The following is a 20,974-nucleotide window of genomic DNA, read 5'->3' as shown; positions in this document are numbered from 1 at the left end:
GCGACCCGAACCCGATCTACCCCGCACCTGAGCTCCTTATGAGACGTCTTTTCGTCGCCCTCGACCTCGCCATCGGCGTCGTTGAAGAGTTGCTAAATATACAGGAAGAGTTCCACGCGTATTTGGACGCCAACGGCGACCTGCCGCAAACGCGCATGCGCTGGACGCATCCCGAGAATATCCACCTCACCCTGAAATTTCTGGGCGACACCGACGACGCGCTGGTCTCGCGGCTCTCCGATACGATCTCCGGGCTGGTCAAGCCGCTGTTCCCCTTCGAGGTCGAGACAAAGGGGCTCGGGTTCTTCCCCGCCCCCGAGCTGCCACGCATCTTCTGGTGCGGCTTCGCCCCCGAGAGCGCCGAGGTCCTCGCCCTGCTCCAACAGGCCATCGAGCGCGACCTCGGCGAGCTGGGCTTCGAGCCCAACGAGCGCGCCTTCCACCCCCACATCACCCTGGGGCGGGTGAAATCACGCGCAAATCCCAACTTCGCGAAATTCGCGCAGAAATACGAAAATAAAAGTTTCGGGAAGAGTTACGTAAAGGACTTCGTTCTCTACGAGTCGATACTCACGCCGAAGGGGCCGGTCTACCAGGTGGTCGAGCGCTTCACCCTGGGCGCATAATTTAGGGGCTCGACATGCCGCGAGCGAATAGCGCAACCCGTTGATTTTTAAGAAGAAGCAATCTTTAAAAGCAACAAAACGCAACGATTTGTCGATAACTCTATAGCAAGTCGCGCCCGGATGCGGCGCAAGAATGCCCATCCAAACTCGAATGCGACTTGACGACAGCCGAGCGCCGAACTATACGTGCGTTCAGTAACTAATTTCTTCCTTAGAGTTAGTTCGGAATATCGAGGGGTCCTTGAGACAACTCGGACTCATAGATAATCCGGCCTCACGACGAGGGCCAAAACGGGAGAGCATACGATGGCCAAAGCAAAGAACAATAAAGAGAAAGCGTTGGAGCTGACCCTCGGCGCGATTGAGAAGCAATTCGGCAAGGGCTCGATCATGCGTCTGGGCGACAGCGACCAGACCGTCGAGGTGGAGAATCCCATCTCGACCGGTTCGATCTCGCTGGACGCCGCGCTCGGCGTGGGTGGATTGCCCCGCGGTCGCGTCATCGAGATCTACGGTCCGGAGTCCTCCGGTAAGACCACGCTGACCCTGCACGCGATCGCCAACGCCCAAAAACAAGGCGGCGTCGCTGCGTTCGTCGACGCCGAGCATGCCCTCGACGTTCAGTACGCCAAGAAGCTCGGCGTCAATATCGACGAGCTGCTGGTCAGCCAGCCCGACACCGGTGAGCAGGCCCTGGAAATCGTCGACATGCTCGTGCGCTCCAACGCCGTGGACATCCTGGTCGTCGACTCGGTCGCCGCGCTCACCCCGCGCGCCGAGATCGAAGGCGAGATGGGCGACACCCACGTCGGCCTGCAGGCGCGTCTGATGAGCCAGGCGCTGCGTAAGCTCACCGGCTCCATCAACAAGTCGCGCACCTGCGTCATCTTTATTAACCAGATTCGCTATAAGATTGGCGTGATGTTCGGCAGCCCCGAGACCACCTCGGGTGGTAATGCGCTGAAATTCTATTGCTCGGTGCGCCTGGACATCCGTCGCATCGGCGCCATCAAAGACGGCACCGACGTCACGGGTAACCGCACCCGCGTCAAGGTCGTCAAGAATAAGGTCGCCCCGCCCTTCCGTGAGGCCGAGTTCGACATCATGTACGGCCAGGGCATCAGCCTGGAGGGCGACCTGGTCGACCTCGGCAGCCAGCTCAATATCATTGAGAAGGCTGGCTCCTGGTATAGCTACGGCGAAGACACCCGCCTGGGTCAGGGGCGCGAGAACGCGAAGGAGTTCCTGCGCGACAACCCCGAAGTCCTCGCCGAAATCGAAGCCAAGGTCCGCGAGCACCTCGGCGTCCCCGGACTGGGCGATATGAAGTTGGTGGACGAAGGCAGCGATGATTGACCCACGCGTGTCGCGCCGGCCGCGCTAGTCGTCGGCGCCACACGAAGTCAACGCAACGCCCTCAAGCGCGGGCATCTCCAAATTCGGAGGTGCCCGCGCTTTTGTATTTACGCCCGAACCGACACCCAAACCCGTGCTTCTATCTATCTTTGCCGCGGATTATGCGTCAGAAATAGGGGCGAAAATCCTCGGGTATTCGCGCGCATAAAACGCCCAATTTACGCGGGGTGGCGGCCCCTAAATATCCGTGACAAGGTATTCACGAGGTGCTATCTTCGGCACTGTACTTTGATCGTTTTTGCCACGTTTTTACGCGGCACTAATACGCACGCGAGGAAAAATGGCGACCGAATTTGACTTGAACAAGATTCTTCAGATCGCGGTTAAGGGTGGCGCGAGCGATATCCACATCAAGGCCGGACTTCCGCCGATCTATCGCATGGACGGCGCGCTGGTCCCCCTGGGCGACGCCAAACGCCTGAGCCCGGAAGACATCGGGCGCATGGCCGCGTCGATCATGAACAAATTCCAGAAGGTTGATTTCGAGGAGAACCTCGACCTGGATATGTCCTACGGCGTCCCCGGGGTCGGGCGCTTCCGCGTCAATATCTTCCAGCAGCGCGGCTCCATCGGCCTGGTCTTTCGTGTCATCCCCTTCAAGGTGCGAACGCTCGACGAGTTGGAGTTGCCCGCGATCGTGAAATCAATCGCGGAGGAGCGCCGCGGACTCGTCCTGGTCACCGGCGCCACCGGTAGCGGTAAATCCACCACGCTCGCCAGCATGGTCGACTTTATCAACAGCAACCGCACCGACCATATCATCACGATCGAAGACCCGATCGAGTATCTCATCCGAGATAAAAAGAGCATCATTAACCAGCGTGAGGTCGGCCACGACACCCGCGACTTTAGCCGGGCGGTGCGCGCCGCGCTGCGCCAGGACCCCGACGTCATCATGCTCGGTGAGATGCGCGACCTCGAGACCATCGAGATTGCGATGACCGCGGCCGAGACCGGCCACCTGGTCCTGACCACCCTTCACACCACCGACGCCGCTGAGTCCGTCAACCGTATCATCACCGCGTTCCCGCCCCACCAGCGAGACCACGCGCGCTATCAATTCGCCAACCTGTTTAAGGGCGTTGTTGCGCAGCGCCTGGTGCCGCGCGCCGACGGCAAGGGACGTGTCCCGGCGGTCGAAGTCATGCTCGCCACCGGCCGCATCCAGGAGATGATCCTGGAGGGAGCCACCACCCGCTCGATCACCGAGCAAATCAGCAAGGGTGTCGATAACTACGGCATGCAGACCTTCGACCAATCCCTGATGATCTTGTTGCAAAATGGACTTATCACTTACGAAGAGGCGCTCAGCCAGTCGTCGAACCCCGACGACTTTGCCCTGCGCGTCAGCGGCATCGGCTCAACCAGCGCCGACTCAAGTTGGAAGAATTTCGAGCGCTCCTCCGGAGCCTCGCCGTCGGGCAGCGACGACGATTTTAACCTCGATGAATTTGATATTGAACGCTTCTAATTATCGCGACGTTATTAAGTAATGAATACGAAATTAATTCAGTCTATCTCGCTGGCAGTCATCGCCATCTTCTGCGTGAGCTTTTTCGGGCTTAGCGCTCAAACCGCGCACGCCCAGGAGCCCGAGGGCCCCAAACGCATCGCCATTCTGGACGTGCCCGGAGGCGGCTCCGACCTGCTGACCGACGCCGTGTCGAAGCTCGACAACGTCGTGGTCGAGGATCAGGCGTGGTTTTTGGAGCAGATCCGGGGCCGCGCGTTCAAGGCAAAGGGCATTATGTCGCGCCCCGAAGACCTCAAATGGCTGATGGATGGAGCCAAAATCAGCTATATCCTCTACCTCGCCGCCGGCGAGGACGACGCGGCTCCCTATACCGCGCGCCTGGTCGGCGCTCAATCCGGCGAGCCGGTCCACCAATTCACGGTGGAGCGCGCGCCCGGCGCAGGTGTGACGGCTTCAAGCGCCAAGGTCGCCGCCCTGGAGGTCAACACCTATATGGACAGCCAAAAGCCGCGTGACCTCGAGGCCGAGGCCGCCGCGAGGGCTGCTGAAGAGAAGAAGAAGGCCGAGCTTAAGGCCGCCGAAGACCCCAATCGTCTTAAGAAGATGCAGGCCGCCGAGAAGCAAAACGCCCTCGACGCCTATAGCCGCGACTGGTTCCATGGCAGCCTGCGCGGCGGCGGCATCGCCCGCGACTTCAACGTCACCGGCATCAATAAAAACGTCTCCGCCTACTCCTCGGCCTTTTACCCCGGCGTCATCCTGAACGTGGAAGCCTTCCCGATCGGCATGAGCAACCGCGAATATGCTGGCATCGGCTTTTATGCCGACGCCGTGTTGGGATTTGACTCGGTCATGATTCAATACCGCGACGGCGACGGACAAGACGTCACCGAAGAGATCGGAATCACCCAGGTCGACTTCGAGGGCGGCGTGCTCTACCGCCTCGGCGACCCGCTTAAGCTTCGCAGCACCGACGGCGCAAAGGTCGACCTGAGCATCGGCGTGCGCCACGCGAGTTTTGCGGCGACCCCCAATATTCAACTCGCCTCCATCAGCCACACCTCGCTGGTCATCGGCGGGCGGGTCAAGAGCAAGATGTTCTCCGACATCTTCAGCCTCCACGCGGGCGTCAATGTCAGCCCGATTGGCCTGTTCGGCACCGGCCTCGAGCTCTTCGGCGACACCGCCCACAGCTACGGCGTTGGCGGCAACCTCGGCGGCGAAGTCCTCGCCACCGACGCTATCGGCATCGTCTTTGGTTACGATTTCAATCTGCAGCGCACCAACTTCAGCGGCAATGGTGAGCTCGGCTTTCAGGACGCGACAGCTTTCGAGCTTGTACAGGGCCTTAATGCTGGCATATCATATAATTATTGAGCCGCCTGTTCTCGAACGGGCACCCGTAACCTATTCATATCAAACCATTTTCGCATAGTTCACGCGATTTCTGGAATTCGAAGGATGCATCTGTGACTGGCCCGAATTTCTCTGCTATCCGAGTCCGCCTTCGCTATGAATCCCTTGAGGAGTTCATACAGGGCTATACACGTTTCATCTCAAAGGGAGGTATGTTCATCCCGATGTCGCCGGCCAAGCTAAAACCGGTCGGCACGACAATTCGTTTCCAATTCATGCTCCAAGACGGCACGACCGCCCTGCTCGGCGAGGGCGTCGTGCGCCAGATCCAGGGCGCTGATAGCGGCGACAGCGCGCCGGTCGGCATCCTGGTTAAATTCAAGCGCCTCAATCGCGAGAGCAAAGAGTTGGTCGAGGAGATTCTGGTGCGCAAACAGCTCGAAGCTGACGCGCCCGAGCCCGCGCAGGCCGAACCGCCCCCCGCCCAGGACCCGGACGCCACCCCGATCCCGGACGCATTTAATGTCGCCGCCCCCGACTCTCAGGAGTCGGCGGTCGAGGCGCCGGCCACGCTTCAACCGGCGCACGCGGAGACCCCGGCCGACGCGGAGCAAGGCAGCGACATCGGCGACGAAGAGCCCGAATTTGATGACCTCTTCTTGTCCGATGACGATGATTCGATGAGCACTCCTTTCGAGGACTCCGATGCGGCAGAGTCTTCGGCGCACGACTCGGCAGACGCGAGCGACTTCCCGGGCTTCGATTTTGATGACCTCGGCGACGCGCCCTCCTCCGAGCCGCAGGATACCTCCGGCGACGATATCTTTGGGGACGCCCAGTCCGAGCCTGAGTTCGCCGAGATTTCCGAGCCGGCCCCGGTCGAAGACGAGACTGGCGTCGAGCCGCAACGGCTCGGCAGCACCGAAGCGGGCCTTCAAATCCTGGCTTTCGACCGCGTCTCCGACGAAGACGCGGCGGGACTCGCCTCGTTCGACTTTGGCGGGGAAGAAGACGACGTCGACCAGATGTTCGATGACGTGTTCGGCGACGGTGGATTTTTTGGCGGAGACGACGCGGCCGCCGACCCCTTCGCCCTCGGCGCCCCCGCCATGGATGCCGAGCTTATCGGCGCCACGGCGAATGATGGCGGCGAGCCCCTGAACGCAACCGAGGAGCCCCACGAGGACGCGACCGCCGGTGAGCCTGGCGAACCGGGTGACCTATTCGTTGGCGACGACGGCTCGGGTGAGGCTCTGCTATTAGAGGACGAGATTCCGGTCGCTGAGGGCAATTTCGAGGACGACCTCCTTCTTGAGGAGCAACTCCTCGGGGATGAGGACGTCTTCTCAGACGAGGACCTCGTCGCCGATGATTATCTGGCTGACGACGATTTATTCTCGGAAGAAGTAGAAGCAGAAGAAGAAGTCGACGCCGCACCGGAGAACGATATCTTCGCCGATGATGGCATCGACGCGAGCGATGACCTATTCGCCGATGACCAGCCGCTCTCCGCGGATGATGTGTTCGGGGAAGAAGCAGGCGAAGAAGACGAGCCCTTTGAGGACGCCGCACTACTCCAAGATGATTTGGAGTTTGAGGACGCTGATGTCCTCGCAGATGAAGACAGCTTCGAGCTCGCCGACGCCGCCGATGAAGGCGTAGAGTTCGACGATTCCGCCCTCCTGCTCGAAGATGAGGAGGTTATCGAAGCGCCTGATATGCTCCTCGAAGAGGAGTCCGACCTCGTCGAAGATAGCGGACTGCTAAGCACAGGCACGCCTCCTGACTTTAACCCCAACCCCTCCGACGATGTGCTTTCGGTGCTCGGGTCGCTCAACTCTGACGAAATCTCAGAGCCTTCGCGGGGGCTGACGCTTGGCTCGGCTGCGGGGCTTGCCGCCGTGGGCGAGCCTGAAGAGGAAGAGGAAGACGACAGCCTCGCCTCGCTCCTCGCGCTCGCCGACCAGGACATCGCGGCGAAGCGCGAGGCCGAGGGGCAACCTGCGGAGAATGACCCGAATGAAGACCTCTTCGACCAGCTGCTCGGCGGCGATGACCTGCCTCCGCCCCCCGACATGCACCCCGTGTTTGATATCACGGAGGCCGAGCCGAAAAAGAAGGGATTTATCTCAAAATTCTTCGGCAAGGACTGAGCCCGCACCGGCCTAACCGGTCTTCGGACTGAACGCACTTAACCCCTCTCTTCGCGATGCGGTGAGAGGGGTTTTGGTTTGCGCTCACTGGCGAAACCGACGCGTGCCGCGGCGCCCTGACCGGCGCGACGCCAAAAGGCGACGGTCGCCTATCCGTAACGGGTGAGGGCGCAAGTTTATCTGCTACCCCGAGCCTCCGGGCGCAGCGATATTTCAACTAGTGGAGTCGGACGAAGAGACGTCGCCCAGCGTTGCAATTTAATCGTCGTAGCTGTCGCGCAGCTTCTCGAGGCCCACGGCCTCGACCTGCCGGATTCGCTCGCGGGTCAGGTTCATCAACTCACCGACCTCTTCGAGCGTCATGCCGCCGCGCTCAGCGACATCCAACGCGCAGGTTTCGGTCAACTCCCAGACTTCGAGGTCAGGGAAGTTCAGCTTGATCGAACCGGTGCGCGGATTCACGTCGAGATACAGGTGGTGCTTGCAGGACACGAATGGGCACGGGCGGTCCGCAGTTCGGCAATCCTCGCGGTTCTTTGGGCGCAGATGTCCCAACTCGTCCATCACGAGTTCGACTTCCTGGCGCTCCTCGCTGGACAGCCGCCGAGATGAAATCGTCTTACTTCGACGCAAACCCTTACGGGCTGCGCGGGTATTCGAAGTGCTTCGCCGCTTTTTTTTCTTCACCATCAACTAAGCCTGCTCTCGTTACAACTGATTTCGATGAAAGCCTGAGCACACCCTATCTGCGCGCGTCTCATGATGTCAATCAGCGCATGGCTATCAGCCACACCGATGGGACTCTCAACGGCTGTAAAATCAATCCGCCTCGAACCCGAGCGCATCGGAGTTCATGCAATAGCGCAATCCGGTCGGCGCTGGCCCGTCATTGAAAACATGGCCCAGATGGCCGCCGCAATTGCCGCAATAGACCTCGACGCGCTCAACACCCAGGGAGGCGTCCTGCACCAGGGCGACGCTTCCATCTTCGATTCGGTCGTAGAAGCTCGGCCAGCCAGTGCCGGATTTAAATTTTGTCTCCGACGAGAATAATGGCTCGCCGCAACCGCCACAAGTATAGACGCCCTCCCCCTGATTATTAAGCAACGCCCCGCTAAACGGGCGCTCAGTCCCGTTTTCGCGCAGCACGTTATATTGCGCCGCGCTGAGCCGATCCTTCCACTGCGCCTCGCTGAGCTTGAGCTGTGGCTCAACCCGCTCCGCCGGCACCTGCGAGAAATCAACCGCCGAACGCGCCTTTGGGGCGCCGTGGGTCGTCGGCTCGGCGGCCGCCGAATCCGCCTGAATATTCGTTGAATTTATCGCCCCCCGGTCGCAAGCCAGCGCGAAGAGCGCCACGGCCAGGACCAGCAAAGTGGGCAATAATCGTCGGTAGGATAGTCGCATTGCTCTCTCGCTGAGGAGGTATACCGCCGAGGATCATAGCACTCGGGCCACCACTGAACCAGTAGCGAGACCGACCCATTCCGCCCACGAAAAAGCCACGGACCTTCTGAGGGGTACGGACGTTATATCTCACGTCGCGCCCCTCAGAAAAGCCGTGGCCTCGCCGCTCACCCGCGCTCAGCGGCGCGAATCACGTTCAACCGATGCGCTCGTCAATGTCACGAAGCAGGGTCACACGATTCTTGTGTGCAACCTCGTAGCGACGCACTTTATCGAGCTGATATACCGACAGCCCCTCAAGCGAGGCGCTAACCTCGGCGACCGTCAGATTGTCATAATCCTCGAGCGGTGGGTTCTGCAGCGCGGCGCGCGCCTCGGCCGAGGCAGCGGCGCCCTTGCGCAACTTATCGGCCTCGGGACGGTCTGCGGCGACGCGGTCAAGCAGCTCGGCCGCGGTCGAAAGCCCGGACTCACCGGCTTCATAGATGCGCTCAAGCGACACGTCGCGCGCACGCCCTGCGGCGAGCACCGAGCGGCGCTCCAACTCCTTTCGCATCTGCGCGCCGAACGCACCGGCCTGCTCGCCCTTGGCGACCAGGGTTTCCTGCAATTCAGCGAGGCGCTTCTTCGAAATATCAAGCTTAGCCAGCTTCGAACGATAGGTTTCCAACATAATGAGACTCCGTTTTCCTGAGCAATACTGCTCACCTAAGAGGTTTGATAAAGAACGCTACTAAGCGAACGCTAGCAAATGACGCGGCGCGTCACAAGCATATTGACGCAGCGCGTCATAACGTCCCCCCCTTTGCGCATACATAACAGACCAAGCCCGCAATTATTCCCTCGGGCCGGTCTCATCGCACCACGCACCACGCACCGCTCACCCGGTCGCCCAGGACGTTCGAAGACGACCGCGCAACAACGCTCTCCCACACGATAGTTTTCAGGGTTGTGATATCAGGGTTGGAGCAACTGTGAAATCTTACTCGTCCCGACATTCTCGAGCCCCTCGGCGGCCAGGAAGGCGCCCGCAATCTTCAGCTCCACCGGTCGCGCGTCGTCCCCGAGCGTGATGCCCGTCAGGGTCAACGCGACCCGCCCCGCCAGGGTCCCGGGCCTGGGCTCAGGAGGCATTCTCTTTCCTGCGTGCTTCTTGGGCCGGGGCGCTTCGTCCGGCCCGGCGAAGGCAAGCTCCCCCGACTTCACTCGCCACAGCGCATGGATGGTCGGATGAGGTCGGTCCGCGTGCTTCTCGCGCACCATGGCGAGGACGGTGAAGACCTCCGAGACCTCCTCAATCTCGGCCACCGGCAACAACTCGAGATCCTTCGGGAGATTTGCAGCCTGGTAGTCTCCCGGCTGCGGCAGCCCGTGCGTGGGGCGCATGATGAGCAGAAATAACTCGCGCTCACTCGCGCCCTTATCTCCCCACTTTGTCGAAGGGACGCGCAAGATCAGCGCGAAGTCGCCGCTGCTATTGCTCCCGTAGACCGCCGAGCCCGGCATCGGCGCCGAGGTCTGCGCGCCGATCGTCGCCGAAAAATCGGAGCGACTCGGCGCGTCCTCATCCACCGACTTTACGACATCATCAAGCGCGAGCATCGACAAAAGCCGATGAAAATCGGACTGCTCCATTACGGGATAATCGACCGGTTGCTCCAGCCTCCGTGAGCCCCGCACGAGACGCTTGGCCTCCATCGAATAGAGCGGTTTTTCGACGCCTTTGCGCCGCATCTCAACCCCGAGCACCAGCCCCTTTTGATGCAAAGCTTGATGAAGGGTCGCGACAATATACTCACCTAAACCGGTGCGCTGGTCTTCGACGAAGAGCCGGCCCATCGCGCGAAACGGCACCGTGAAGGCCGGCGAATACGGCAGGTCTTCGGCCACCCACAGCCGGTGAGCATAGGCGAGCTCCTCGCGGCCCACCTCGTTTCCCTCCCGGTCCAGTCGCCGCGCGCTATAACTGAGCGTCAACGCGTAGGCGCGCGTCGTACGCCCGGCGATTTCGCGCTCCGAATTCGTGCGCTTCAGGTCGACTTCCAGGTCATCGTAGACCAGAAAAACCGCACCATTGGGACCATCGCGACGCTCGCGCTCGCCCGGCTGGTAGGTCTCGGTATCGGGACAGACCAGGAGCGGGCGCTGCGCCAGAAATGCGCGCCCCACGCATCCGTTCGTCTGGCCACCGGCGTACCAAAAGTTGCTCGGGCCCAGGTCCGAAATGGCGGGATTGAGCGGATCAATCTTCGTCGGTGCCGCAGGTGCGGAGCGCCAAACCACAGTGTTCGACGGGTCAACATAGACCGAATAGACCGAGTTCTTAACCCAGGGATTCGGGTCGCCGAATTCAAAAGCGATCGCTTTATTCGTGGCGGATTCGGCGAGCCTTTCCTGCGAGGATACGCCTGCCGGCGCGCCCAAAAAAACGCCGATGCCCACGAAAATGGACACAAACCAAGCAACAGATCTTCGCCGACAATCACTTCCCGAACTCATCTCACCCACGCCAAAATTCGATAAATTACTACATTTACCTACACCAAAATTGCATCTGAGCCATCACCTTAACGAGTTCATCACCGTTGGTCACGCGCGATTCATTAATATTTGAGCGAGGTGAATCTTAAGGTCTTCGTACGAGCAGGATTCGGGCATCTCGTCCTTCAGCGGGCGCAACGCGTCGCCCACCTCCCAATCCGCGGCCACCGTCTCCAGCTCGCTCAAGTATGCCGGGTTAAGATAGGCGTCGAGGTCGAAGGTATCACCGCGCCCGGCGAGCGTGATCAGGTGCCCGGTGACGGTGCGGTCCTTAATCCCGCGCTCTTCGGCGATTTCAGCGACGGAATACCCCTTCTTAATCAACTCAAGCGTCGCGTCAAAGGTATCCCCACTCGTCGACGAGCGACTCGCACGCCGCTTGCGCGAGCGGGCCTGCGCCGAACTCGGCGCCACCAACGACCGACCGAAGTCGCGCGCCAACGCGTCTGGGAGTTCACTGCGCCCGCGCATCACATCGTCCCCGCTGTCGTTGAGCGTCACGCACCCATGTTCAGTGCGCCCAAGCAGGCCGTGGGCCGTCAGGAGGTCGAGCAAATAGACGATATCGTCCTGGCGCAGCGCGCTGCAAATTCCGTAGGTGCTAAGCTGGTCGAATCCCGCGTCCAACACCGCCTTTGCGCTCGACCCGCGCAACATCCCCGCCACGGCATGCGCGCCGCGCTTGCCACGCGCCCGCGCCACGCCCGCCAGCAGCTTCTTGACGAGAATATCCGCCGGCTCATCGGTCGCCACTTTACGCTGCGACGCAGCCGGCATATTCGCCGCGTACTCCGCCTCCCCGGAGCACGACGCGCAATGCCCGCATCGCGCCCCGAAGCTCGACTCGCTATTAAAATAGGTCAGCAACTCGTGCTGCAAACACCCCTTCGAGGACGCGTAATTGAGCATATTTGCCAACTGACGCTCGGCGACCGAGCGACGGTGCTCGACGGTATCCCAATCCACGCGCACGTCCTCGAGCTTGGCCTCGTCGAGGAGCTCAACGCCCTGCCCCGGCCCGCCCGTTGACAGGTGGTCGGCGCTTTGGAGCAGCCGAAGCGCCGACTCCACCGCAAAGGAATGCAGCTTCAGGCCTTCGCGCCCTAAGTCCCGCGAGATCTTATCGGCGTTGATATCGAAGAGCACCGGGTTGCCCCCACCCGCATTGCCCGCCTGGTTGCAAAGATATTGCCAGACCCGCAGCACCTGGGTGCGCAGCGGGTAGGAATTCTCCGCGAAGAAATCGTGAATCCCCTTGTCGGCGAAATTATAGAGCAGCAAACAATGCGCGGGCTTTCCGTCACGCCCCGCGCGCCCCGCCTCCTGATAATAGGCCTCGACGCTGCCCGGCACATTATAGTGGGCGACCGCGCGCACATCGGACTTATCGACGCCCATGCCGAACGCGTTGGTCGCGACCAGCACCGGAACCCGCCCCTCCATCCACTCATTTTGAACCTGCGCGCGCTCATCGAGCCCCATACCACCGTGATAGGTCGCCGCGCGCACACCCTCGCCCTGCAATTTCTGCTGCACCTGGCGCACCTGCTTTCGGGTCGCGCAATACACGACCACTGACTCCCCGTCATAATAGTCGAGCAGCGCGGCGAGCCGGGCCATCTTGTCGGCGTCTCGGCGCGCGTGGAAGACCTCGAAGAAGAGGTTCGGTCGCTCAAACCCGGACACCCGAATATCGGCGTCGGGGATGTCGAGCTGCTCGACGATATCGCGCTGCACCGCGCGCGTGGCCGTCGCGGTCAGCGCGACGGTTTGGGGGGAGCCAAATTGGCGGCGGATATCGGCGATGCGCAGATAATCGGGGCGGAAATCATGGCCCCACTGACTCACGCAATGCGCCTCGTCGACGGCGAGCATCGAGACATTCACCTCGCTCAGCGCCTGACAGAACGACCCGCTGCGAAAACGCTCCGGCGCCACGTAGACGATCTTATACTCCCCGTTTCGAAGCGCCTGAATCCGGCGTTGCTGCTCGTCGAAGGACATCGACGAGTTGATCTCGGTCACCGGAAGCCCGAGCTTCTGCAGGCTGTCTACCTGGTCCTTCATCAGCGCGATAAGCGGTGAGATGACCAGCGTCACCCCCTCTTTGGCGCAGGCGGTGAGCTGGTAGCACAGGCTCTTGCCGGACCCCGTCGGCATCACAACCAGGGCGTCGCGCCCCGCCATAATATCGTCCATCGCCTCGCGTTGGCCTTCGCGAAACGAGTCAAAACCAAAAAGCTCGCGCAATCCTTCTTCGAGGGACTGCGCGAGCGGTGCGTGCGTTGGGTTGTTCATCTTATCCACTTGGGGTGCAGGTCTTATCGTCGCGACTAAACTACCGAACTCGGTACCAACCGCAACCCTGGCGGACAACCCCAAATGATGGCACGAAGATTCGTGCGGTCAGGCAAAAAGCAAACAAATCTCGGGACTATTCGAGATCCGCCTCAATCTCGGCCTCCAGCTGCGCCGCAATCTCATCGGCGTTATCAGCGTCAATCTCGGCGCTCGCCGACTCCTGCTCCATCTTCAGAAGCTCGGCCATACGCTGTTTTTGGTCGGGCAATTCCGCGACCTCGACCGGCGCTGGAGCGGGCTCGGCTTTCTCGTCTTTAGCCGCTTCAGCAGCGACTTCGGGCGTCGCTTTATCGGCATCTTCAGCAGGCGGCTCACACGCCATCACGCCGAAGAGCATGACGAGCAGACTAAGCGACAGTGATTTAATCAGGTTATTCTTCATAATTTCTCTTCTACGCATCTCAAAAGTTAGGAATAGGGTTTACCGAAGGTCGAAAATTAATTCGCGCCCTTCATTTTTTTAGATTCGGCCTTGGCAGGCTTCCCCTTACCTTTTTTCTGCTCGTCGCCCTTTTTACCCTGCTCAGCCTGGGCTGGTTTCCCCTGCTCCTTCGAAATTTTAGCCAAGCGTCGGTTATGGCGCTCCGATTCCTTTTCAAGCAACATATCGGCGCGTTCGCCCAATTTCTCGTTTCCGTTTTTCTCGGAGATTTCTTTCAGGCGATTGATTTTGGCGACGCGTTTCGCATGTTTTTTCAGTTCCTTGTCGAGGCGCTCATCCTGCTTCTGAGCAGCCTTAGCCTGGCCATCGACGCCCTTCTTGTCGTCATCGGAAGCGCCCTGCTCATCGGCCTTCCCTTTATTCTTGTTCTCTTTGCCCTTATCCTCTGCCTTCGCCTTTTCTTCTTCCTTGCGCTGCTCCTTCACTTCAGCGCGCTCTCCCTTTTGACCCCTACTATTCTCTTTGGCCTCATCGGCTTTGGCGTTTTTCTGCCCTTTCGCCGCTTTCTCCGGCTTCTGGCCGCGTTTGCCTTTTTCTTCACCCTTATCGCCCTTATCGGCGTTCTTCGACGCATTTGCCGCCTGCCCCTTCCCCTGGCCTTGGGCATGCGCCATCGGAACACCAACAACGGTCAGCGCCAGAAGAACAATCAGACTGCTGAGTATTTTTCGAGTCATTTTCTATTTCCATTACTGAGATTTTGAATCGGGCCACTTCGGTTCTCGTACTTACAATTGTTGACCCTTATCGATGAGACGTTCGTATTTTTACGCGAATTTAATCCAAACGACAATTCTGCTCAAAGACGAGCCTCCAAATCATACCCGCCGCCCCATAAAAAAAAACCGCGCTGCCCATCATCGAGGGGTGCGCGTTTTTTTTATGGATTACGCGGCCTACTCCCGGCTAGGCCGGGTCATGACACATCGACTGGAACGAGCCCTCCGTCGAAACGAGAGGGTTCGCAACTGGCTCGGGACTACTCGAGATCCGCCTCAATCTCGGCCTCCAGCTGCGCCGCGATCTCATCGGCGTTATCAGCGTTAATCTCGGCGCTCGCCGACTCTTGCTCCATCTTCAGAAGCTCGGCCATGCGCTGTTTTTGGTCAGGCAATTCCGCGGCCTCGACGGGCGCTTGCGCGGGCTCGGCTTTCTCGTCTTTGGCGACGGCCTCTGCCGCGACTTCCGGCGTCGCCTCGCTGGCTTCTTCAGCCGGCGGCTCACACGCCACCGCAGCGAAAACCAACGCGGCCAGGCCAAGCGACAATTTCTTCATCAGACTCTTTTTCATAATCTCTCTTCTACGCAACTCAATAGGTTAGTCCCGGGGCTCGGCGGTGCTTCGATTTTACTTCTCGCCCTGGATATTCTTTGACTCGGCGCTCTTGGGAATCACCATGCGGTTCTTGATGGCCTCACGTCTCTTCATGCGCATCTCTTTCTTCGGGCTCACCTGAACCTTCGTGAGCTTCGACAGGCGACGGGTGTGACGCTTGGTCTCCTTCGCCATCAACATCTCGGCGCGCTCACCCAACTTCTCATTCTTGTTTTGCTCCGAGATTTGCTTCAGCCGATTGATCTTGGCCACGCGTTTGGCATGCTTCTGCAACTCCTTATCGAGCTGCATATTTTGCTTCTTGTGCGCCAACACTCGCCCATCAATGCCCTTGACCTTCTGGCCTGACAAACGGCGCATCTCGCGCACCTTTTGCTTGGCGGCGACGGCGTTTCCCTTCGCCTCGACCTTATGCGCTTTCTTCATCTCGCGGCGCTCGGCGCGGACTTCCTTGCGCATCTCTTTGAGCTTCTCACGCTCAACCTTGTCGAGCTTTGCACCCTTGCCGAGCTTTTCGCCACGTTTTCCCTTTTGCTCGGCTTTATCAGCTTTGCTCGCCGCGTTCTCCGCCTGCCCTTTTCCCTGAGCGTGCGACATGGGAACACCAACGACGGTCAACGCCAAGAGAACAATCAAATTGCTGAGTATTTTTCGAGTCATCGTTCATATCCAATGCTAAAGTTTCAAATCAGGCAACTACGGCCATCGCTAACTCGCGACCACCGGCCTATATCGAATAGACGCGCCGATTATATTTATAATTCATCGCGATTGACAACGCCCCTCAAGTTCAGCACTCCAAATCCACCCAGATCCCCCTGCAATCGCCCGCCGTACGTCACGTGTAGCTCTGGAGTTCCGCGAGGATCAACTCCTCTAAGAATAACAGGTATCGGTCGATATAATTGAGCCCCTTATCTTCAAAGTCGAGCCAGGGGTTCATCAGGGTATTGCGGATCAAAAGTAGGCTTGAGGCGTCGTGTTCGAGGTCACGCGGGCTCGCGCAAAACGTCTTCGGCTCAATGCCGAGTTGCTCGGCGAGCGTCAGGCGCTGTTCGGGCGACAGGTCGCCGGCTTGAAGACTTGTCGAGGAGGCAAAAAACGAGCGCACCTGAATCGGGCGCGATGCGTCGACCCGCATCTGGTCATAAATGGACTGAACGAATCGATTGAGCCCGGCCGCCGAACGGTTCTTGACCGGATTCAATGTCAGACAGACGAGGTTACAATCGGGCTTAAATGGAATGTCGATGATGATATCCTCCCCGAGGCGATCCGCGATTTTATGCAATTCATCGTAGAAATACTCACTCGCGCGCACGCCTTTTTTAAGCAATTTCCCAAACGCGTCCGTGTGAAGAGGGAGCACTCGATGCGACACATGCACCGAGGCGGCAGACGCCCCGGGTTTTGAGCCCTCAAGGATATATTGCCCAAGATTTCGCAGCCGCTCGCGCAAATCCCCCTGCTCCTCTAGATGTCCCTCAAAGGCGTAGGGGGCCTTGTCGGTCACAAAGTCAATCATCCCACTATTTCGGGCAACATAGGCGCCCGCCGGGTACGGAATATACCCGAGTTTATGCGGGTCGACCGTAATGGACTCGACGCTGCCCAGGGCCGCAAAGGCGCCATAAACCTTATCGCTCGGAAAATAGTGAAACTGTTCCTTTAGCATCTCATGGGGAACGAGCGTCCCGTCCTCCTGGCGAAAAATACTCGCAAGATAGCCGCCCCAGGCCGCGTCGACGTGAATGGGAAAATAAAGACCGGCACCCAACGCACGCTCGCGCTGCGCCACAATGTCGCCTATCGGATCAATCGTGCCAAATTCGGTGGTGCCAAGAATAGCGACCAACGAAAGCACTGGCCGGCGCTCATCCTTCAAACCATCAAGCACAACTTGAAGATCCCCGGCACTCATGCGCATATCGCCGTCGACATCTACGCGCCGAAGATTCGCGGTCCCCAGGCCGAGCAATTTCATCGCCTTCGGCCAGGAATAATGCGCGGTGTTCGGCGCCAGCACGACCGGCGTCTTCAGGCCAGGATGGACCTCAAAGAAATCGACCCACCCCAGCGTTTCGAGCCGCTCCGCGCGCACTGCCTCTCGCAATGAATGCAGAATCTGCGGTCCCAATTGACTCGCCGCGCTCAGATAGGCCCGGCGCAGCTCGACCACCATGTCGACCGACAGATTGACCAATTCCCATTGAGACAATTCCGGCAGCGCCCGCTTCAGCGGCCCCGGCGCGCCGAGGTCAAGGTCCAGGCGCTCAAGCGCCCGGGCGAGCGCGAGCGGATAGAATTTAAGCGCCTGAAGATTCCGAAGCCCCTCATAATTTGAAACGGTCCCGCCCGACGTCAGATGCCCCCAGGCACAGGGACGCACCGCGGTCTCGGTCTCGAAACCAAACATCCGCGCGAGCTGAAACCCAACCTCGATCTCCTTTTGAACCGTGGTCGGCGCGGCCTGATCCGAGACGTTATTCGGGTTATAAAGCGTCGTCATAATATTGGCGACCAAGCCGGACATCAGCAGATCCGACGACATATGCCCCACGTATCGCGGGCTAAACCAGGGCACCGATTTTTTGAGATCTGCGCTCAACGCGAAGAGTTCACGGCGCATGCGCGCCGCGACCCCTGCAAACTCCTGGCTATAGCGCGCAGACGTCGAAATGGGAGGCGTGCTCTCCGGGTGAAAATTGCGCCGCCAATAGACATGGTCGCGCATAAAATCCGTAAGAAGCTCCTCGAAGAGGTCGGCGTTCTCACCATAAGGGCCAAGAAAATACGCATCGAATTCGGTATCAGCCATCGTTAATCTCGTCGCGGGAAGGAATCGGCTTGAGTGTATCGCATCGCGCGGACGCGCCTCATGACCCAAATCATACTTTCCCAATCGAGGCAACCTGATGGAGCCAACGGATGTCGCGCACGTCCATTTGCTCGCCTGCGCCTAAATCAACGACAGCGCAATAGAAGTTCTAAACTGGCCCCTGAAACCCACTGGACGCAGTACATTCTCCACAGTAGACTCGCGCACACTCGTTATTTTGTAATTTATTTTCCTGCTGCCACGGATCTATGTATGAATCGCGCGCTCAGAACGATCATCCTCCCGAGCCTTCTCCTCGCCCTTATCGGCTGTGACGCCAAGCAACGCACCACCCAGGAACCGCCGACGGAAACCCCAAGTGCCCAGGCCCCAGAAGCCGAAGAACGCCCCGAAAAGCAAGAAACGCCTCCCGCGGTTAAAGAGCCGCTCTTCCCCTTGCAGATGGGCGCTAAAGGCGCATTTATCGATGCGAAGGGTAAAGTTATATTCGAAGGCGACTATGGCGACCCGCGCGAATTTAACGACGGCATCGCGATCATTTACGTTGACGGCAAACCCGCGCTGCTTGACCGCAGCGGCAAGGTGACTATCCCGGAGCAGAAATTTTTCCATATCGAGGACTTCTCTGAGGGGCTCGCGCGCGTTCAGATCGCCATGGGCAAAGAATACGGATTTATCGACAAAGCTGGAAAACTCGTCATTCCAACCCAACTTCGGATTGTCGGTAAGAACTTCAGTGAAGGCCTAGTCCGGGCTTCGCCGCGCGGCAAAAAAGAGAACTTCATAAATAAAAAGGGTGAAATCGTACTTGAGCTGCCGTATGACAGAGCAGAGAACTTCAGCGAAGGTTTGGCGGCTGTAAGGCAGGACGACAAGTGGGGTTTTATCGACAAAACGGGCGAACTAGCGATTCAACCCAAATTTGACCGTGTTCACCCCTTTAGCGAAGGCCATTCGGCGGTGCAGATCGGGAAAAAATGGGGATATATCGATAAAACGGGAGCGTTCACGATTCCCGCTCAATTCGAGGACGCGAGGAGCTTCAGCGAGAAGCTTGCCCTGGTAAAAATAAAAGGCAAATGGGGCTTTATTGACCCCAAAGGCGAGTTTAAAATCAAACCACAATATTCCTACGTCACCTCCTTTTGTGAAGGACTCGCCGCCGTAGGCGACGAGGTCGCGGACTATTGGGGTGCGATTGATACCAGCGGCAACATGGTGTTCAAGCCAAAATACTGGTCACCCTTTTGCTTCAAAGATGGCCTTGCCTACGTGGCTATAAATACCAATGAACAACTTGGTGGCTATATCGACACCAGCGGCAAGGTGGTCGCGAGCGGCAGATTCTAAGCCCCCCAAGAAACCGAGTTAAAATATACGCCCCTCGCACTTCCACTGCGCGGGGCGTTCTCATTGCCCGGTGCCGCCGCCCCTCCCCAAAAACTCCATCCACCTGAGGCCGCTGGATGCTTTTCTTTCTCCAGCACATCTATCTATACTCCGCAGGCGAATTTCGGGCGCCGCGTTACGCGCGCGCCTTCGTATATAATGCCAAAATAACCGCTGAGGAGTCGAACCATCTTCCTGATCGACCACATTATTTTAGTCGCAGGCCTGCTCCTATTGCTGGGAATCGTGTCGAATAAATTTACGGCGCGCGCCGGACTCCCGGCGCTCCTCGTGTTTCTCGGCATCGGCATGCTAGCCGGCGCCGAAGGCCCGGGCGGCATCGTCTTCGACAGCTTCCCACTCGCCCACGGCATCGGCACCTTCGCCCTGGTCATCATTCTCTTTGACGGTGGCATGCGAACCTCGTTGTCGGGCGTGCGCAAGGTATGGAAGCCGTCGTTGCTCATGGCAACATTCGGCGTCGTCGTCACGGCGGGAATCACCGGGGCCGTGGCCGCGCATGCCCTCGACCTATCCATGCTTCAAGGCATGCTCATCGGCGCGATTGTCGGGTCGACCGACGCCGGTGCGGTCTTCTCGATCATGCGGGCGAGTAATTTAAGCCTGGACCCAAGGTTGATGTCCACGCTCAAGATTGAGAGTGGATCAAACGACCCGATGGCCATCTTCCTGACGGTAGGGTTGATCGAGGTCTTGCTTGGAAACGTCGAGATGGGTCCCCAACTCTTAGGCCTCTTCGTGCTGCAAATGGGCGTGGGCGCGGCGGCGGGACTTGCCTCCGGATGGATTGGCCTGCGCCTGGCAAACCGCGTGAACCTCCCGGCAATCGGACTCTACCCGGTCTTTATCGCAGCATGGGCGATGAGCACCTATGGCGCGACGGTGGCCCTCGGGGGCAGCGGCTACCTGGCCGTGTATATTGTTGGAATCACGCTGGGCAACGCCGATATGGTTTTCAAACGCGGCACGCTCCTCTTTCACGACGGCGTGACATGGATGGGCGAAATCACGATGTTTGTGGTCCTGGGCATGCTGTGCACCCCGAGCGACTTACCCGGCGTCGCCCCGAGCGCATTCCTCATCGCCCTGACCCTGATCTTCGTCGCCCGCCCTGCCGCCGTGTTCACCCTCCTGTGGCCCTTTGGCTTTAGCTTCCGCGAATTGCTCTTTATCGGCTGGGTCGGACTCAAAGGCTCCGTACCGATTATCCTGGCCACCTACCCACTACTCCTTGGCCTGGTCCAAAGCAGCCTCGTCTTTCATGTCGTCTTCTTTGTCGTCGTCATCTCGGCCCTGGTTCAGGGCTGGAGCCTGAGCGCCGTCGCGACCTGGCTGGGTCTTCAAACTGAAGAACCGCCCGAGCCTCCCATCAGCCTCGAAATCACCTCGCTTCGCCACGTCGACGCCGATATCGTGCGCTACGATATCGACCGCTATACCCGCGCCGTGGATAAAAGCCTGAGCGAATTGGCCTTCCCCGCCGAAGCCGTCGTCGCCATGGTCACCCGAGGCACGAACCTCATCCCCGCCCGAGGCGACACTCGCCTCCAGGCCGGCGACCACGTTTTCGTCGTTCTTCGCGAGAACCTGCGCGACACCATTGACGAGTTCTT

General features: G+C 59.2%; 17 protein-coding genes (1 of these 17 only partly in view). 7 read left to right on the top strand and 10 right to left on the bottom strand.

The genetic code is table 11. The features are described 5' to 3' along the window. Nucleotides 1-38 precede the first annotated feature (38 nt). The 5 genes from thpR to DN745_RS06565 all read left to right on the top strand — a co-directional run bounded on the left by thpR (nucleotide 39) and on the right by DN745_RS06565 (nucleotide 7,025). Nucleotides 39-626 carry an RNA 2',3'-cyclic phosphodiesterase gene (gene thpR, locus DN745_RS06585; RefSeq protein ID WP_111333180.1) on the top strand — a complete coding sequence of 196 codons (588 nt, stop codon included), beginning with the start codon at nucleotides 39-41 and terminating at the stop codon, nucleotides 624-626. 306 nt (nucleotides 627-932) lie between these two features. Further along, entirely contained in the window at nucleotides 933-1,982 is a 1,050-nt protein-coding gene (gene recA / locus DN745_RS06580) for a recombinase RecA (protein WP_111333178.1), read from the top strand. A gap of 340 nt (nucleotides 1,983-2,322) precedes the next feature. After that, the gene (locus DN745_RS06575) at nucleotides 2,323-3,513 is read left to right on the top strand and encodes a type IV pilus twitching motility protein PilT (RefSeq protein ID WP_111333176.1); all 1,191 of its coding nucleotides are present in this window, start codon (nucleotides 2,323-2,325) and stop codon (nucleotides 3,511-3,513) included. Between the two features lie 21 nt (nucleotides 3,514-3,534). Further along, nucleotides 3,535-4,893 (top strand): hypothetical protein, encoded by a 1,359-nt coding sequence (locus DN745_RS06570; RefSeq protein WP_111333174.1) that lies wholly within the window; start codon nucleotides 3,535-3,537, stop codon nucleotides 4,891-4,893. Between the two features lie 92 nt (nucleotides 4,894-4,985). Next, the gene (locus DN745_RS06565) at nucleotides 4,986-7,025 is read left to right on the top strand and encodes a PilZ domain-containing protein (protein WP_111333172.1); all 2,040 of its coding nucleotides are present in this window, start codon (nucleotides 4,986-4,988) and stop codon (nucleotides 7,023-7,025) included. Between the two features lie 258 nt (nucleotides 7,026-7,283). Here DN745_RS06565 and DN745_RS06560 read toward each other — a convergent pair whose 3' ends face one another. The 10 genes from DN745_RS06560 to DN745_RS06515 all read right to left on the bottom strand — a co-directional run bounded on the left by DN745_RS06560 (nucleotide 7,284) and on the right by DN745_RS06515 (nucleotide 17,930). Beyond that, a complete protein-coding gene (locus DN745_RS06560) occupies nucleotides 7,284-7,715 on the bottom strand; it encodes a sigma factor-like helix-turn-helix DNA-binding protein (RefSeq protein ID WP_111333170.1) in 432 nt (143 codons plus the stop codon). 129 nt (nucleotides 7,716-7,844) lie between these two features. Next, on the bottom strand, nucleotides 7,845-8,255 hold the full coding sequence (gene msrB, locus DN745_RS06555) for a peptide-methionine (R)-S-oxide reductase MsrB (protein WP_111337566.1): 411 nt from the start codon (nucleotides 8,253-8,255) through the stop codon (nucleotides 7,845-7,847). A gap of 373 nt (nucleotides 8,256-8,628) precedes the next feature. Continuing rightward, nucleotides 8,629-9,105: a hypothetical protein gene (locus DN745_RS06550; RefSeq protein ID WP_111333168.1), complete on the bottom strand. Its 477-nt coding sequence runs from the start codon at nucleotides 9,103-9,105 to the stop codon at nucleotides 8,629-8,631. A 284-nt stretch (nucleotides 9,106-9,389) separates the two neighbouring features. Continuing rightward, complete coding sequence (locus DN745_RS06545; RefSeq protein ID WP_111333166.1) at nucleotides 9,390-10,886, bottom strand: hypothetical protein; 1,497 nt, start codon at nucleotides 10,884-10,886, stop codon at nucleotides 9,390-9,392. A 135-nt stretch (nucleotides 10,887-11,021) separates the two neighbouring features. Continuing rightward, on the bottom strand, nucleotides 11,022-13,271 hold the full coding sequence (locus tag DN745_RS06540) for a RecQ family ATP-dependent DNA helicase (protein ID WP_133622089.1): 2,250 nt from the start codon (nucleotides 13,269-13,271) through the stop codon (nucleotides 11,022-11,024). A gap of 136 nt (nucleotides 13,272-13,407) precedes the next feature. Then, nucleotides 13,408-13,716, bottom strand: coding sequence for a hypothetical protein (locus DN745_RS06535; protein WP_111333162.1), 309 nt, complete (start codon nucleotides 13,714-13,716; stop codon nucleotides 13,408-13,410). 56 nt (nucleotides 13,717-13,772) lie between these two features. Next, a complete protein-coding gene (locus tag DN745_RS06530) occupies nucleotides 13,773-14,453 on the bottom strand; it encodes a hypothetical protein (RefSeq protein ID WP_133622090.1) in 681 nt (226 codons plus the stop codon). Between the two features lie 302 nt (nucleotides 14,454-14,755). After that, nucleotides 14,756-15,067, bottom strand: a complete 312-nt coding sequence (locus DN745_RS06525; RefSeq protein ID WP_111333158.1) for a hypothetical protein — start codon at nucleotides 15,065-15,067, stop codon at nucleotides 14,756-14,758. 57 nt (nucleotides 15,068-15,124) lie between these two features. Next, the gene (locus tag DN745_RS06520; RefSeq protein ID WP_111333156.1) at nucleotides 15,125-15,709 is read right to left on the bottom strand and encodes a hypothetical protein; all 585 of its coding nucleotides are present in this window, start codon (nucleotides 15,707-15,709) and stop codon (nucleotides 15,125-15,127) included. Between the two features lie 241 nt (nucleotides 15,710-15,950). Then, nucleotides 15,951-17,930, bottom strand: a complete 1,980-nt coding sequence (locus DN745_RS06515; RefSeq protein ID WP_111333154.1) for a pyridoxal phosphate-dependent decarboxylase family protein — start codon at nucleotides 17,928-17,930, stop codon at nucleotides 15,951-15,953. Nucleotides 17,931-18,203: 273 nt separating this feature from the next. Between DN745_RS06515 and DN745_RS06510 the strand changes: the two genes are divergently transcribed. Next, the gene (locus DN745_RS06510) at nucleotides 18,204-19,301 is read left to right on the top strand and encodes a WG repeat-containing protein (protein WP_162687515.1); all 1,098 of its coding nucleotides are present in this window, start codon (nucleotides 18,204-18,206) and stop codon (nucleotides 19,299-19,301) included. A gap of 213 nt (nucleotides 19,302-19,514) precedes the next feature. After that, nucleotides 19,515-20,974, top strand: the 5' portion of a protein-coding gene (locus DN745_RS06505) for a potassium/proton antiporter (protein WP_111333150.1). It continues 28 nt past the right edge of the window; only the first 1,460 of its 1,488 coding nucleotides appear in the window; the start codon lies at nucleotides 19,515-19,517; its stop codon lies beyond the right edge, outside the window.

The sequence above is a fragment of the Bradymonas sediminis genome (assembly GCF_003258315.1).
GTDB lineage: Bacteria > Myxococcota_A > Bradymonadia > Bradymonadales > Bradymonadaceae > Bradymonas > Bradymonas sediminis.
This window is presented reverse-complemented; position numbering and strand designations above follow the sequence as displayed.

Bases quoted from the DNA above. Each gene is read 5' to 3' on its own strand.
- DN745_RS06530 (WP_133622090.1), bottom strand. From the start codon at position 14,453: ATGACTCGAAAAATACTCAGCAGTCTGATTGTTCTTCTGGCGCTGACC.
- DN745_RS06560 (WP_111333170.1), bottom strand. From the start codon at position 7,715: ATGGTGAAGAAAAAAAAGCGGCGAAGCACTTCGAATACCCGCGCAGCC.
- DN745_RS06575 (WP_111333176.1), top strand. From the start codon at position 2,323: ATGGCGACCGAATTTGACTTGAACAAGATTCTTCAGATCGCGGTTAAG.
- DN745_RS06535 (WP_111333162.1), bottom strand. From the start codon at position 13,716: ATGAAGAATAACCTGATTAAATCACTGTCGCTTAGTCTGCTCGTCATG.
- DN745_RS06540 (WP_133622089.1), bottom strand. From the start codon at position 13,271: ATGAACAACCCAACGCACGCACCGCTCGCGCAGTCCCTCGAAGAAGGA.
- DN745_RS06550 (WP_111333168.1), bottom strand. From the start codon at position 9,105: ATGTTGGAAACCTATCGTTCGAAGCTGGCTAAGCTTGATATTTCGAAG.
- thpR (WP_111333180.1), top strand. From the start codon at position 39: ATGAGACGTCTTTTCGTCGCCCTCGACCTCGCCATCGGCGTCGTTGAA.
- DN745_RS06515 (WP_111333154.1), bottom strand. From the start codon at position 17,930: ATGGCTGATACCGAATTCGATGCGTATTTTCTTGGCCCTTATGGTGAG.
- DN745_RS06510 (WP_162687515.1), top strand. From the start codon at position 18,204: ATGAATCGCGCGCTCAGAACGATCATCCTCCCGAGCCTTCTCCTCGCC.
- DN745_RS06525 (WP_111333158.1), bottom strand. From the start codon at position 15,067: ATGAAAAAGAGTCTGATGAAGAAATTGTCGCTTGGCCTGGCCGCGTTG.
- DN745_RS06520 (WP_111333156.1), bottom strand. From the start codon at position 15,709: ATGTCGCACGCTCAGGGAAAAGGGCAGGCGGAGAACGCGGCGAGCAAA.
- DN745_RS06570 (WP_111333174.1), top strand. From the start codon at position 3,535: ATGAATACGAAATTAATTCAGTCTATCTCGCTGGCAGTCATCGCCATC.
- recA (WP_111333178.1), top strand. From the start codon at position 933: ATGGCCAAAGCAAAGAACAATAAAGAGAAAGCGTTGGAGCTGACCCTC.